At 73.4% G+C, this 13,266-nt stretch carries 15 protein-coding genes; 4 read left to right on the plus strand and 11 right to left on the minus strand.

Annotation, left to right across the window (positions count from 1 at the left end):
• Positions 1-31 precede the first annotated feature (31 nt).
• The 3 genes from ASG36_RS22245 to ASG36_RS22255 all read right to left on the minus strand — a co-directional run bounded on the left by ASG36_RS22245 (position 32) and on the right by ASG36_RS22255 (position 2,434).
• Positions 32-811 carry a hypothetical protein gene (locus ASG36_RS22245; protein ID WP_055760052.1) on the minus strand — a complete coding sequence of 260 codons (780 nt, stop codon included), beginning with the start codon at positions 809-811 and terminating at the stop codon, positions 32-34.
• Between the two features lie 120 nt (positions 812-931).
• Entirely contained in the window at positions 932-1,603 is a 672-nt protein-coding gene (locus ASG36_RS22250) for a hypothetical protein (protein ID WP_055760055.1), read from the minus strand.
• A 39-nt stretch (positions 1,604-1,642) separates the two neighbouring features.
• Positions 1,643-2,434 carry a hypothetical protein gene (locus ASG36_RS22255; RefSeq protein WP_055760058.1) on the minus strand — a complete coding sequence of 264 codons (792 nt, stop codon included), beginning with the start codon at positions 2,432-2,434 and terminating at the stop codon, positions 1,643-1,645.
• Positions 2,435-2,589: 155 nt separating this feature from the next.
• Between ASG36_RS22255 and ASG36_RS04665 the strand changes: the two genes are divergently transcribed.
• From ASG36_RS04665 to ASG36_RS04680, 4 genes are all read left to right on the plus strand, one after another.
• Positions 2,590-3,984 (plus strand): aspartate ammonia-lyase, encoded by a 1,395-nt coding sequence (locus ASG36_RS04665; RefSeq protein ID WP_082522780.1) that lies wholly within the window; start codon positions 2,590-2,592, stop codon positions 3,982-3,984.
• An 18-nt stretch (positions 3,985-4,002) separates the two neighbouring features.
• The gene (locus ASG36_RS04670) at positions 4,003-5,292 is read left to right on the plus strand and encodes a citrate synthase (RefSeq protein ID WP_055760061.1); all 1,290 of its coding nucleotides are present in this window, start codon (positions 4,003-4,005) and stop codon (positions 5,290-5,292) included.
• Between the two features lie 105 nt (positions 5,293-5,397).
• Positions 5,398-5,589 (plus strand): hypothetical protein, encoded by a 192-nt coding sequence (locus tag ASG36_RS04675; protein ID WP_235494568.1) that lies wholly within the window; start codon positions 5,398-5,400, stop codon positions 5,587-5,589.
• Entirely contained in the window at positions 5,586-7,118 is a 1,533-nt protein-coding gene (locus ASG36_RS04680; protein WP_157498564.1) for an NlpC/P60 family protein, read from the plus strand. Before ASG36_RS04675 ends, ASG36_RS04680 begins: the two co-directional genes overlap by 4 nt.
• A 1-nt stretch (position 7,119) precedes the next feature.
• Here the strand turns inward: ASG36_RS04680 and ASG36_RS04685 are convergent, their stop codons facing one another.
• From ASG36_RS04685 to ASG36_RS04715, 8 genes are all read right to left on the minus strand, one after another.
• Entirely contained in the window at positions 7,120-7,860 is a 741-nt protein-coding gene (locus ASG36_RS04685) for a hypothetical protein (protein WP_055760069.1), read from the minus strand.
• Positions 7,857-8,201 (minus strand): hypothetical protein, encoded by a 345-nt coding sequence (locus tag ASG36_RS04690; RefSeq protein ID WP_055760072.1) that lies wholly within the window; start codon positions 8,199-8,201, stop codon positions 7,857-7,859. The genes ASG36_RS04685 and ASG36_RS04690 overlap by 4 nt, the downstream gene beginning before the upstream one ends.
• 92 nt (positions 8,202-8,293) lie before the next feature.
• Positions 8,294-9,364, minus strand: a complete 1,071-nt coding sequence (locus ASG36_RS04695; RefSeq protein ID WP_235494570.1) for a flagellar biosynthesis protein FliA — start codon at positions 9,362-9,364, stop codon at positions 8,294-8,296.
• A 116-nt stretch (positions 9,365-9,480) separates the two neighbouring features.
• The gene (locus tag ASG36_RS22260; protein WP_235494572.1) at positions 9,481-9,846 is read right to left on the minus strand and encodes a hypothetical protein; all 366 of its coding nucleotides are present in this window, start codon (positions 9,844-9,846) and stop codon (positions 9,481-9,483) included.
• A 173-nt stretch (positions 9,847-10,019) separates the two neighbouring features.
• On the minus strand, positions 10,020-10,316 hold the full coding sequence (gene csrA, locus ASG36_RS22855; protein WP_082522781.1) for a carbon storage regulator CsrA: 297 nt from the start codon (positions 10,314-10,316) through the stop codon (positions 10,020-10,022).
• Positions 10,317-10,457: 141 nt separating this feature from the next.
• Positions 10,458-11,339 (minus strand): flagellar hook-associated protein FlgL, encoded by an 882-nt coding sequence (gene flgL, locus ASG36_RS04705; protein WP_055760075.1) that lies wholly within the window; start codon positions 11,337-11,339, stop codon positions 10,458-10,460.
• Between the two features lie 4 nt (positions 11,340-11,343).
• The gene (gene flgK / locus ASG36_RS04710) at positions 11,344-12,762 is read right to left on the minus strand and encodes a flagellar hook-associated protein FlgK (protein ID WP_055760077.1); all 1,419 of its coding nucleotides are present in this window, start codon (positions 12,760-12,762) and stop codon (positions 11,344-11,346) included.
• A complete protein-coding gene (locus ASG36_RS04715; protein WP_055760079.1) occupies positions 12,759-13,244 on the minus strand; it encodes a flagellar protein FlgN in 486 nt (161 codons plus the stop codon). Before ASG36_RS04715 ends, flgK begins: the two co-directional genes overlap by 4 nt.
• Positions 13,245-13,266: the final 22 nt, after the last annotated feature.

Raw genomic sequence — 13,266 nt, forward strand, 5'->3', positions numbered from 1 at the left:
AGGGGTCCGGGCCGTCCGTCGTCTTCGGGGGCTACTCGGCGAGGGTGCCGCAGAGGAAGACGCTGGCGTCGGCCTCGGGGATGCGCCCGCCGCAGGTGTAGCCGTAGTCCTCGTAGGCCGAACCCACGTCGGACTGGGCCCACAGGTCCACGCAGGCGTCGTAGTCGGCGTCGAAGCAGCTCTGCGCCAACGCGTCGAGCTCGGCGTCGTCACCGAGACCGGACGGGTCCCCCGGCTCGTTGACGGTCGGGAAGAACGGGTTGTCCCCGCCCGTGCCGCCCCCGCCACCGGACTCCGAGGCCGACGACGAGGAACCCGACGAGCTAGAGGAGCTGGACGACGAGCTCGAGGACTCCGACGACGCACTCGTCGTGGTGGCCGTGGTGGGGTCGGCGACGTTCGTGTCCTCGTCGTCCCCGCCGAGCAGCAGGATCAGCGCGGTCACCACGGCCGCGACCACCACGACGCCGGCGATCGACAGCGCGATGATCGTGTTCTTGTTGCCCTTCGGGGGCTGCTGGCCGTACTGGCCCTGCCCGTACTGCTGCCCGTACTGGTCCTGGCCGTACTGCGGCTGGCCGTACTGACCCTGCCCGTACTGCTGCTGCCCGTACTGCTGCTGCCCGTACGGGTCCTGCCCCTGGCCGGGCTGGCCGTACGGCGGCTGCTGCCCGTACTGCGGCTGCTGTCCGTAGGGCGGCTGCTGCTGGCCCCACTGGCCCTGACCGGACTGCTGGCCGTACTGGTCACCCTGCCCGGACTGGCCCCAGGGCTGTTGGCCGTCGTTGGGCGGGTAGGGCGGCTGCGACATGCGGGGACTCCTCGGTTCCGGGCTCTGGCCTGCGGATCCTAGGTACTGCCGGGGGGTGGGCCAACCGACCGTGACCCGACGGTGACCTGGGGCCACCCGCCCGGGGTGGTCCCGGGCGGGTCAGCCGGCGATGCAGTCGACCACCGAGGACTGCGGGGTCCACGGCAACCGACCCCCGCAGCTCTGCGCGTACATCTCGTAGGCCGAGTCGTAGTCGGAGTTGATGTACAGGTCGTAGCACCCCTGGAGCTCGCCCTCGAAGCACTGCTGGGCGTACTCGTCCAGCTCGGGCTCGGCGCCGAGGCCCTCCGGGGAGGTCGGGGTGCCGCCGACCATGGTCTCGTCGGCGTAGGGGCTGTCGTCGTCGTCCGAGGACGACGAGCTGGACGACGAACCCGACGACGACGAACCCGACGACGAGCTCGAGGACCCCGACGAGGCACTGGTGGTCGTCGCCGGGGCCGGGGCTGCGGTCGTCCCCTCGTCGTCCCCACCGAGCAGCAGGACCAGCGCGGTCACGACCGCGGCGACCACGACCACACCCGCGACGACCAACGCGATGACCGTGTTCTTGTTGCTGCCGGAGGGCTGCTGGCCGTACTGGGGCTGGCCGTACTGCTGGCCGTACTGCTGCGGCTGGCCGTACTGGGGCTGGCCGTGTGGGTCCTGGCCGTACGACGGCTGCCCGTACGGCTGCCCGTACTGCGGTTGCTGCCCCCACTGGCCCGGGTCGGGCTGCTGGCCCTGCCAGGGCTGCTGACCGTCGTTCGGCGGGTGGGGTGGCTGCGACATGCGGGGGACTCCTCGGTTCCAGGTGCAGTGGGGTCGGGCTCAGCCGAACGCGCTGTTGCAGGTGCGGCCGGTGCCGACCTCCTGCCGACCGGCGCACGAGTCGCCGTAGTCGTTGTAGAGGGAGTCGAAGTCCGAGGAGAAGAACAGGTCGTCGCAGGAGCCCATGTCGCCGTCGTAACAAGCCTGGGCCAGGGCGTCGAGGGCCGGGTCCGTGCCCAGCCCGGTCGGCGGGATGGTCGGCGCCGGGACCGGACCGCCGGGCGCCTCGGTCGTCGAGGGGCTGGAGGCGGTCTCGTCCTCCGAGGACGACGAGCTGGACGACGACGAGCTCGAGGACGACGAGCTGGACGACGAGCTCGAGGACGACGACGCACTGGTCGTCGTGGCCGCCGCGGTGCTGCCGCCGGCCGTCGTCGTCTCCTCGTCGTCCCCACCGAGCAGGAGGACCAGCGCGGTCACCACGGCGGCGACGACGACGACACCGGCGATCGACAGCGCGATGATCGTGTTCTTGTTGCTCTTCGGGGGCTGCTGGCCGTACTGCCCCTGCTGCCCGTACTGGTCCTGGCCGTAGCCGGGCTGGCCGTACTGGCCCTGCTGCGCGCCGTACTGGTCCTGTCCGTACGCGGGCCGCTGGCCGTACTGGCCCTGCTGGCCGTACTGGCCCGGCTGCCCGTACTGGCCCTGCTGGCCGTACTGCCCCTGCTGCCCGTACTGCCCCTGCTGGCCGTACTGGCTCTGCTCGGGGAACTGCGAGGTCGGGTCCCGGTCCGGGGAGGAGGGCTCCCAGGGACGGTCGCCACCGGCAGGAGGCTGTGGAGGCTGGCTCATGACGGGAACTCCTCGGTCCGGGGGCAGGCGTCGGAAGACTAGGGACGGTTGCCCCCGTGCCGCCATCCGACGGGCCGAGGGTCACCCGGGCGGGTGCACCGGCTCGTCTACCGTCGACCCCCGAACGCCCTGACACCGACACCCCGGAGCGCAGCGTGGCCACCGAGCAGGACTTCCGCATCGAGCACGACTCCATGGGGGAGGTCCGCGTCCCGGCGCACGCCAAGTGGCGCGCGCAGACCCAGCGCGCGGTCGAGAACTTCCCGATCAGCGGCACCCCGATCGAGCGCGAGCTGATCGGTGCCCTGGCCGCCATCAAGGGCGCGGCCGCGACGGTGAACGCCTCCCTGGGCGTGCTGCCCGAGGACGTCGCCCGGGCCATCGGCGACGCCGCCGCCCAGGTCGCCCGGGGCGACTGGGACGCCCACTTCCCGATCGACGTGTTCCAGACCGGCTCGGGCACCTCGTCGAACATGAACACCAACGAGGTGATCGCGACGCTGGCCACCGAGGCCTCCGGGCTGTCGGTGCACCCCAACGACCACGTCAACGCCTCGCAGTCCTCCAACGACGTGTTCCCCTCGGCGATCCACATCGCCACCACCCGCGCCGTCGTCGCCGTCCTGGTGCCTGCCCTGGAGCACCTGGCCGCCTCGCTGGAGCGCAAGGCGACCGAGTTCGCCGACGTGGTCAAGAGCGGCCGCACCCACCTGATGGACGCCACCCCGGTGACCCTGGGCCAGGAGTTCGGCGGCTACGCCGCGGCGGTCCGCTACGGCGTCGAGCGCCTGCAGGCCTCGCTCCCCCGCATCGGCGAGCTGCCGCTGGGCGGCACCGCGGTCGGCACCGGGATCAACACCCCGCCCGGCTTCGCCGCCGCCATCATCTCCACGCTGGCCGCCGACATGGACCTGCCGCTCACCGAGGCGCGCGACCACTTCGAGGCGCAGAGCTCGCGCGACGGTCTGGTGGAGGCCTCCGGGCAGCTCAAGACCATCGCCGTCGGCCTGGTGAAGATCTGCAACGACCTGCGCTGGATGGGCTCCGGCCCGCGCACCGGTCTCGGTGAGATCGCGCTGCCAGACCTGCAGCCGGGCTCCTCGATCATGCCGGGCAAGGTGAACCCGGTGCTGCCCGAGGCGGCCATCCAGGTCGCCGCCCAGGTGATCGGCAACGACGCCGCGGTGACCTTCGCCGGCACCACCGGCTCCTTCGAGCTCAACGTGACGCTGCCGCTGATGGCCCGCAACGTGCTGGAGTCGATCCGGCTGCTGGCCAACGTGAGCCGCCTGCTGGCCGACCGCTGCATCGACGGCATCACCGCCAACGTCGAGCACTGCCGCGCCCTCGCCGAGTCCAGCCCCTCGATCGTGACGCCGCTGAACAAGTACATCGGCTACGAGGAGGCCGCGGTCGTGGCCAAGCAGTCGCTCAAGGAGCAGAAGACGATCCGCCAGGTCGTGGTGGAGCGCGGTTACGTCGAGGCCGGCAAGCTGACCGAGCAGCAGCTCGACGCCGCCCTGGACGTGCTGTCGATGACGCACCCCTGACCGGTAGCGTCCACGACGATGACCGACACAGACGTACGCCTGGCCTACCCCGGTGGGGACCTGAACCTGCCCGTCGTCCCCTCCTCCGAGGGCGCCGAGGGCATCGACACCAGCAAGCTGCTGGCCACGACCGGCAAGGTCGCCCTGGACATCGGCTTCGTGAACACGGCGGCCTGCACGTCGGCCGTCACCTACATCGACGGAGACGCCGGGATCCTGCGCTACCGCGGGTACCCGATCGACCAGCTGGCCGGCAAGGCCAGCTTCGTCGAGGTCTCCTACCTGCTCATCCACGGTGAGCTGCCGACGCCGGCGCAGCTGGAGGACTTCGACCAGAAGATCCGCCGACACACCCTGCTGCACGAGGACCTGAAGCAGTTCTTCAAGGGCTTCCCGCGGGACGCGCACCCGATGCCGGTGCTCTCCTCGGCGGTCAGCGCCCTGTCGACCTTCTACCAGGACTCGCTGGACCCCTTCGACCACGCCCAGGTCGAGATGTCCACCTACCGCCTGCTGGCCAAGCTGCCCACGATCGCGGCCTACGCCTACAAGAAGTCCGTGGGGCAGCCGTTCCTGTACCCGGACAACTCCAAGGGCCTGGTGGAGAACTTCCTCCGGATGACCTTCGGGTTCCCGGCCGAGCCGTACGAGGCCGACCCGGAGCTGGTCAAGGCCCTGGACATGCTCTTCGTGCTGCACGCCGACCACGAGCAGAACTGCTCCACGTCGACCGTGCGGCTCGTCGGCTCCTCGCACGCCAACCTCTTCGCCTCGGTCTCGGCCGGCATCAACGCGCTGTTCGGCCCGCTGCACGGCGGGGCGAACCAGTCGGTGCTGGAGATGCTGGAGGCCATCAAGGCCGACGGCGGCGACATCGGGAAGTTCGTCCAGCGGGTCAAGGACAAGGAGCCCGGCGTCAAGCTGATGGGCTTCGGGCACCGGGTCTACAAGAACTACGACCCGCGCGCGGCCATCGTGAAGGCGACGGCGGACAACGTGCTGGACAAGCTCGGCGGCAACAGCGAGCTGCTCGACCTGGCCCGCCAGCTCGAGGAGATCGCGCTCACCGACGACTACTTCGTCCAGCGCAAGCTCTACCCGAACGTCGATTTCTACACCGGCCTGATCTACCGGGCCATGGGCTTCCCGACCCGGATGTTCACCGTGCTCTTCGCGCTGGGCCGGCTGCCGGGCTGGATCGCCCAGTGGCGGGAGATGATCGAGGACCCGGCCACCAAGATCGGCCGTCCGCGGCAGCTCTACACCGGGCCCACCGAGCGCGCGTTCGTCCCGCTCGACGCCCGCTGACCCGAGCGCACCCGACCCCGTCGTCCCTGCTGGGACGGCGGGGTCTCGCTCGTCCGGGGGACGACGGGTGGGCGGGCGTCCTCCCCGGCCCGTAGCGTGCCGCGCGTGCCGGACGACGACGACCTGGTGCTGCCGCCGCTGCCCCTGGCCACCGGCGCGCGGCTGCCCGACCCCGACGGACGGCGGATCACCGCCGTCGCCCTGGTCGTGACCACCGAGGACGGCGCGCAGACCCGCGTGGAACTGCGTCCCGAGCACGGCGCCTGGTGGGCGCCGACCCCTCCCCCGGAGGGGTGACCGGACCGACCCGTCCGTGGGCCGGCCTCAACACGGTCGCCGGTGCGCCCGATGTCTCCGGTGTGCCCGCGCCCTCCGACCCCCGCGCGGTCGCGCAGGCCCGGGCCCGCGCACGCGCGCGTGCCCAGGTGGCCGCCCGTCGCGCGCGGGCGCAGCGGCGGGCCCGCGCCCGGGCACTGCGCCGGGCCGCGCTCGGGCGGTTGCTCGGGCGCTGCGCTGCGGTGGCTGCCGTCCTCGCCCTGACCCTCACCGTCTCGGTCGCGCTGGCCGGGGTCCGCCCGGAGACCCCCGCCGCGGCCTCGGCACCCCTGGAGCTCACCGCCGCGGCCACCGCGCTGCGGGCCGAGCTGGCCGGCACCGCCGCCGCCGTGCTGGCCGGCAGCACGCCGGACGCCCCGGCGACCAGCGCCGACCTCGCCCTCACCGCCGCCCTCGCCGGGCTGCGCGCCGCACCGACCTCACCGGACCAGCAGGCCGTCGACGACGCCGCCCGGGTGGCCTGGCAGACCCGGCTCGCCGACCTGGCCGCGGCCGGGATCGAGCTGCCCACCGCCGCCGCGGTGGCGGCCGGAGACCTGCCCGAGGGGCTGAGCCCGGCCACGGACGCGCTGGGTCTGGTCGTCCCCGGCGTCGTGGAGGGCGTGGTGGGCGGCCGCGTCGTCGCCGTGCCCACCGTGGAGGCGGCCCTGGCGGTGGGCACGGCACTGGCCTCGCTGGGCACGCCGTACGTCCCGGGCGGCACCTCCCCGGCCGGGACCGACTGCACCGGCCTGACCGCGACCGTGTGGGCCGGCCTCGGGCGGGCGGTCGGCACCACCTTCGCCGCCCAGTGGTCGGCGGGCACCGTGGTGCCCGAGGGCCAGTGGCAGCCCGGCGACCTCGTCTTCGGGTCGCACCCGGACGCCGGCCTGGACGACGTCGGGGTCTACGTCGGTGCCGGCCAGGTGGTCACCGCCTCGGCGACGGCCCACCAGGTCGCCGTCCTCCCGGCCGCGCCCGGTGCTGCCGCGGTGCGGGTGACCGTGCCCCCCGCCGTCCCGAACACCCCGCCGCCCTCGGACGGCAGCACCGCGACCGTCTGCGGCGCAGCGCCGGTCAGCGCGGCCACCGGACCGGTCTCCCCGGCCTGGGGCGGCTGGGCCAACGGGCAGATCCCGACGTCGGCGCTGTGCGCGATCGGCGCCGGGCACCGGCTGCGCTGCGACGCGGCGGCGGCCTACGCCGGACTCGCCGAGGCCTTCCAGAACGCCTTCCACCGGCCGATCTGCATCACCGACTCCTACCGGTCACTGTCCGCCCAGGTCGACGCCCACGAGCGCAAGCCCGCGATCACCGCCGTCCCGGGCACCTCGAACCACGGCTGGGGGCTGGCCGTGGACCTGTGCGGCGGGGTCAACGGCTTCGACACCCCCGAGCACGCCTGGATGGCGCGCTGGGCACCCACCTTCGGCTGGACCGCGCCGGACTGGGCCCGGGCCGCGGGGAGCAACCCCGAGCCGTGGCACTGGGAGTACGGCTCGCTGGCCTGAGCTACAGCCAGGGCAGGTCGGGCAGCGCGCTCCACGGGAGGGTGACCGAGGGCTCGACGGTCTCCCCGGCCAGTCGGGCTGCGACGGCCGGCTCTGCCCAGGCGACCGGGCGACCGGGGGTGACGACGACGCGGGCGTCGGCCAGCCGCAGCCCGAGCTCCCCCGCGGTGGCCAGCACCTGCTCCGGGGCGCTCAGCGCGGCGGTGGCCAGCAGGGGGTCGTCGGCGTCCAGCAGGAGCACCGGGCCCTCGGTGCTGCAGCGCACCACGACGTCGGCGGCCCGCGCTGCGGCCGCCGCGCGCACCGAGGTGACGGTGTCGGCGTGGGTGAAGGGGTGCGGGACCCAGCCGACGACGACGTCGCCGCGGTGCACGACGACCTGCCAGCCCAGGGCCGACTCGGTGTCGTCGGCCCAGACCAGGACGGCGATCCCCCGCCGGGCGGCCTCGGCATCGGTGACCGGCCGGTGGTCCAGCCACGCCTGCAGCGCACGGTCCAGCGCGGCGGGCGAGCCGTCGTGCCCGTTGCGGGTGATCTGCCCGGCCAGCGCGCCGAGACCGGTGCGGTGGCTGCGCTCGCCCTCCTCGACCCGCAGCGCCGGGTCCCGGCGGTCGTGGTCCAGCTCGACCCGCAGGCCGGCCGGGGCGTCGGCGCAGAGCCGGTGGGCGGCGTCGAGCAGGTCGCCGGGGTCGCAGGTGCGTCGGGTCAGCCGGGGCAGCAGGCGCAGGCCGGGACCGCTCACGCGCTCCGGCCGCCGGTGAGCGCTGCGCGGACGGCAGCGGGCAGCTCGGGCAGGCTCAGCGTGCAGGCCAGCTCCATCGCCGACAGGCGCACCGGCAGCGTGTCGGGGTCCCACCCGGTGACCAGGCGGACCCGGGCGGCCGAGCTCGGCCAGACGACGTCGCGGGCCCGGGCCACGTGCAGCTCGGTGAGGACGTCGAGCAGCCGGTCGCCGGTGGTCGCCGGGAGGTCGGGGCGGGCCAGGGCGGTCTCAAGCGAGGCGGCGAGGGCCGTGCGGTCGACGGCGGACAACCAGTGCGGCACGAGGACCACCCCGGTCGACGGCTCGGACACCATCGTCATCGCGTCACGCTCCCTGCTCGTCCGCGGGGCCGTGCGCCCGCGCCTCTCCTGTCACACCTGTATCGGCAGTCGCGAGCCCCGGTGGAGCCGGATCAGCCGGTCAGTTCGGTGAGCCGGTCCTTGAGCACGCGCTCGGCCCGGTCGGCGTGCACGTTCATGTTGCGCACCGAGGTGCCCAGGTCGGCGGCCAGCTGCGTCTTGGTCTGCCCGCCCCAGGTGGTCTGGTACCAGGTGACCCACCCGAGCACGTTGGGTTGCCCGGCGCGCTGGTCGGGCCGGGCCGTGGGGTCCGGTGCGCACGCGGCGGTGAGGGCGTGGGAGAGCAGGCTCTGCTCGGCCTCGCCGAGGATCTCGTCGGGTGCCTGCGCCGCGTCCGGGAGCAGGTGGTCGGCGCCGTCGGGCACGCCGTCCAGGGACTGCAGGTTGCGCAGGCCGTTGAGGGTCGCGACCGACTGCGCGTTCTTGCGCAGCACCGCGACGCTCTGCCCCAGCAGGTCGGCGAGCTCCCGCTCGGTGGGCCGGCGGCGGTGCTCGGCGACGAACGTGGCCACCGCCTTCTGCTGCCGGTTCTCGGTGTCGGTGGCGGTGCGGCCGAACGCGGCCCGGCCCAGGTCGTGCACCCACTTGGACAGCTGGGTGGCCAGGAACGCCCCGAAGGGCACGCCCTTGGTCTCGTCGTACTGCGCGACGGCCTTGAGCACCCACTCGCTCACCTGCTGGACGACGTCGTCGTTGTCGGGGATGTGCAGCCGGATGGTGCTCATGTTCCGCTGCAGGCGCTTGAGGCTGACCGGGCCGTAGTGCCGGCACAGGTCGGCCAGGAACGCCGGCGGGAGGTCCTTGGGTGCGCGCCGGCGGACGCCGGTCTCCGCCCGCAGGCCGACCGTGCGGTGGTCGTGCACCGCGCACCAGCTCTTCACCAGCGTGGACAGGGCCGTCGCCTGGCCGGCGTCGCCGTCGACCCGGTAGAGCCCCTCCCCCTCGTCCAGGGTCACGGTCACCCCGGCCGGCAGGAACGCCCGGAACTCCTCGAGCGGCAGCTCCCGCTCGGTGCGGAAGTGCACCCGGTCGCGGACGGTGATGGGGGTGTCGGCCCAGGCCTGGTCCTCGGTGATGCCACCCAGCACCAGGGGGCCGGTGGACCTGCGGGACGGTTCGGACACCGGGGACTCCTGTCGTCGGTCGTCGATCTCGGGGGAAGACGACCGCTCCGGGGGTGCCGGGGCGGCCGCGGGATCGCGACTCGGTGAGAGGACGAGTGCGACGGTGCTGGGGTGCCTCAGGCGCTGACGGCGTCCGGCGACCAGGCGCGGGCGTCCACCCAGTGCCCGACGGCGTCGGCGGACTGGAGGAACGGGGCCACGGCGGCCGACTCCTCGGCGGTGGGCTCGGTCGCGTAGACCGGCATGTGCTCGTAGAGCACGGTGAACAGGTCGGACACGAACCCGTAGGCGGCCTGGGCGGCCGGGGAGAACCGGGCGACGTCGGCCCGCGGGCCGAGGTCGACGGCCACGGTCACCCGCAGCACCCGGGCGTCCTTGCTCAGCCCGACCAGCCCGACCGGCACACCGGCGTGCTCGGTCGCCAGCTGGGCCAGGGCCGCCAGGCACTTGCGGGCCGCGGCCCGCCGCGGGCGCAACTGCACGTGGATCACCACGGTCGGGTCCTGCACATCGCCACTCGGCGTGCTGATCGCGCTGCGTTGCATCTCCGTCGCCCCCTGTCACGTGCTCAGGGGAGAGCTTTGCGCATGGTGGGGCTGGAGTTGAGCCGAAACGGGGTGCGTCTCGCCCAACTACACCGGCGTTGCTGGGCAGATCACGCCAAGGCGGGTGCGGCCGTGTCGCCGTCCTCGCGTGGTGCGCGTGTGGCAGTCGCGGGACCGCGGGTGCCACCGAGGGCCGCGGTCAGCGCCCCGACGGCGTCGGCGGCCACCCGGACGGCCAGCCGACGGGCGGCAGCGATCTGCTCGTAGACCTCCTCGCGGTGGATGGACACCTCGCGGGGGGCCTTGAAGCCGAGCCGGACGGTGTTGCCGCGGACCTCGACGACGTGCACCTCGATGTCGTCGCCGATCCGGATGGTCTCGCCGATCGTGCGGGTGAGCGTGAGCACCAGTACCCCTCCATGGGTCTCGGTGGCCGGCCGTTCCCTGGCCGGGTGGAGCACGTGCCGTGCCCCGTCCGCTTCATGATCGGCAACCCGGCAACGGCTCGGGACACCCCTGGGGCGGGCGGGACGCGACGGTCAGATGAGTCAGCGCAGGTAGTCGACCAGGGAGAGCTGGATGGTCGAGGCGGTGGTCTGCAGCGCTGCCTTGTAGGCGGTGTCCCGGACGGTGAGCTCCAGGTAGGTCTTCGCCTGGTCGACGTCCTCGGCCTCGGACAGCTGCGCCCTGATCGACAGCGCCTGGCCGGCGTTGATCGAGGCGACCTGCTCCAGGCGCTGGGTGCGGACGCCGATCTCGGCGCGGGTGGTGGTCATCCGCTGGGCGGCGGTGTCCAGGTCGGTGAGGCGGGACCCGATGGTCGTGGAGCCCGCGGCCAGCTCTGCGGCGATCGTGCCGAGCAGGGCGAACACGTCGTCGGGGGCGGCGCCGAAGACGTCCGGGCCGTTCAGGCTGGTCTGCACGGTCTCCGACGCCGACACCCGGACCTGCTGCTGGCCGAGGGGCTGGCCCTCGTACCCGCCGGCGGCGCTGTACGCAGCGCCCCCCGCGGTCGTCCCCCCGAAGACGGGGACGCCGCCCACGGTGCGGTTGGCGACGGCGAGCATGCTCTCCCGGATGCCGGCGATCTCGGTGGCCAGCGCAGCGTTGTTCACCGCGTTGTTGGCCCCCGCGTTCGCTCCCTGGGTGACCAGGTCGCGGGCCCGCCGGACCAGGTCGCCCATCGCGTCCAACGCGGAGTCCGCGGCGTTGAGCGTCGTGGTGGCCGCGGAGATGTTGGCCGTGTGGCGCTCGTTGGTGGTGAGCTCGGCGCGCGAGCGCATGGCCGTCGACGTGCCGCTCGGGGAGTCCGAGGGCTTGCCGATCGCCTTGCCCGAGGAGATCTGGTCCTGCAGCTTCGCCATCGCGGCGAGGTTGGTCTGCATGTTCTGGGAGCTGCGCTCTGCGATGGCGCGGTGGGTGATGCGCATCAGGTCACCTGCCGACCAATCCGGTCTTGTTGATCAGGACGTCGAGCATCTCGTCGATCGCCGTGATGACCCGGCTGATCGCGGCGTAGGACTGCTTGAAGACGAGCATGTTGGTCATCTCCTCGTCGAGGCTGACCCCGCTGACCGACTGCCGGGAGGCGTCGACCTGGGTGACGATCGCCCGGGCCGAGGCCGCCGAGGAGGTGGCGCTCTGGGCCTTGACGCCGAGGTCGGTGACGAGGTCCCGGTAGGTGGCGTCCGGGCCGGTGGTGGAGGAGCCCAGCTGGGCGATGCGGTCGGCGTTGGCGCCGCTGCTGCTGGCGTACGCGTTGCCGTCGGCGTCGAGGAGCCCGGTCGCGAGCCCCGAGCCGCTCACCCCCGACAGCCGAATGTTCCCCGCGGTGATGCCGGTGGTGGACCCGGCCTCGGTCTGGAAGAGCGCCTGCCCCCGGACCCCGGCGGCCGTCGAGCCGTCCTGCTGGGCGGCGTTCACCCGGGCCGCGACGTCGGCCGCGACCGCGTCGAGCCGGCCCTGCAGGCCGGGGAGGATCTCGTTCATCGCCTGCAGCTGGCCGCCCATGGTCCCGCCGGGCGTCACCGCAGCGCCGCCGGGTGCGAGGGACAGCGCGGACGTCGCCGTGGTGGCACCGCTGGGCGCCGTCGGCGCGGACAGCGTGATCTGGCTGGCGGTCTTGCCGGCGACCAGGGCCGCGCCGTTGACGACGACGTCCACGCTGCCGTCGGCCTTGGGCACCCCGATGGCGCCGATCCGGTCGGCCAGCGTGCCGATGAGCACGTCCCGCTTGTCCTGCAGCTCGTTGGAGTCCAGGCCGCCCGCGGTCGAGGCCACGATGGCCCGGTTGAGGTCGGCGATCTGGCGGGCGGCGGCGTTGACCTCGCCGAGCCCGTCCTGCAGGTCGACCCTCGTCGATGACCACTGGGCGTCCAGGGCCTTCGCGGTGCTGTTCAGCGAGCTGACCACGGCCTGGCTGGCGGCGACGACCGCCGTCCGGGCTGCGGGGTCGGTGGGCGTGGTGGCCAGCTGGCCCCAGGCCGACCACTGCTTGGTCAGCGTGGCCTGCAGGCCCGACGAGCCCGGCTCGTTGAAGGACAGCTCGGCCTGCGACCAGGCGACGTCCACGGCGGCGGCCTGGGCGGAGATGCCGTGCTCGAGCTGGCCGCGACGCTCCAGGAAGGCGTCCCGGATGCGGGTGACGACATCGGCGGAGACGCCCTCGCCGACGCCCTCGGAGGTCGAGTAGAGCCCCGACACCGAGGTGGCCGACAGCGACTGCAGGTCCGCCCGCTGGCGGGTGTAGCCGACGGTGGCGGCGTTGGCGACGTTCTGCGCGGTGACCTCGAGGGCCCGCTGGTGCGCCGAGAGGACGTTGCTGGCGATGTTGAGGGAGGAGAAGCCGCTCACAGCGTGCCGTCCAGGGTCATCGAGCGGCTGCCGCGCGAGGCGGCGCGGCCGGCGGCGGTGTAGGTGGGGGCGGCGTCCGGGCGGACCGACAGCAGCGCCTCGTCGATGGCGGCCAGGCCGCTCTGGATGAGCTCGCGGTTGGCGTCGGAGAGCCCGCGCAGGTCGGTGACCAGACCCAGCAGCGTCTCGTGGTGCTTGACCAGCAGGTCGTTCCACGGGGCCGGCACGTGCTCGGCGATGGTGCGCAGCGAGGGGTTGGGCTCCAGGCCCAGCGTGGCGGCGATGACCTCGGTGACCGCGGCGCGCTCCACCTCGAGGGTGCGCATCTGCTCGAGGACGACCTCGATCTCGTGCGCGATCCGCGGCAGCCAGCGGTTCTTGCCGCTGATGATGAGGTACTGCTTCTCCTCGGCCTTGAAGAGCAGCAGGTCCAGGAGCTCCTGCTCGCGCCAGAGCAGGGTCGACAGGTGCTGGTAGTCCACCGCTGGCTCCTCTCGTCCTCGG

It is taken from the genome of Geodermatophilus sp. Leaf369, assembly GCF_001424455.1.
In the GTDB taxonomy this organism is placed as follows: Bacteria; Actinomycetota; Actinomycetes; order Mycobacteriales; family Geodermatophilaceae; genus Klenkia.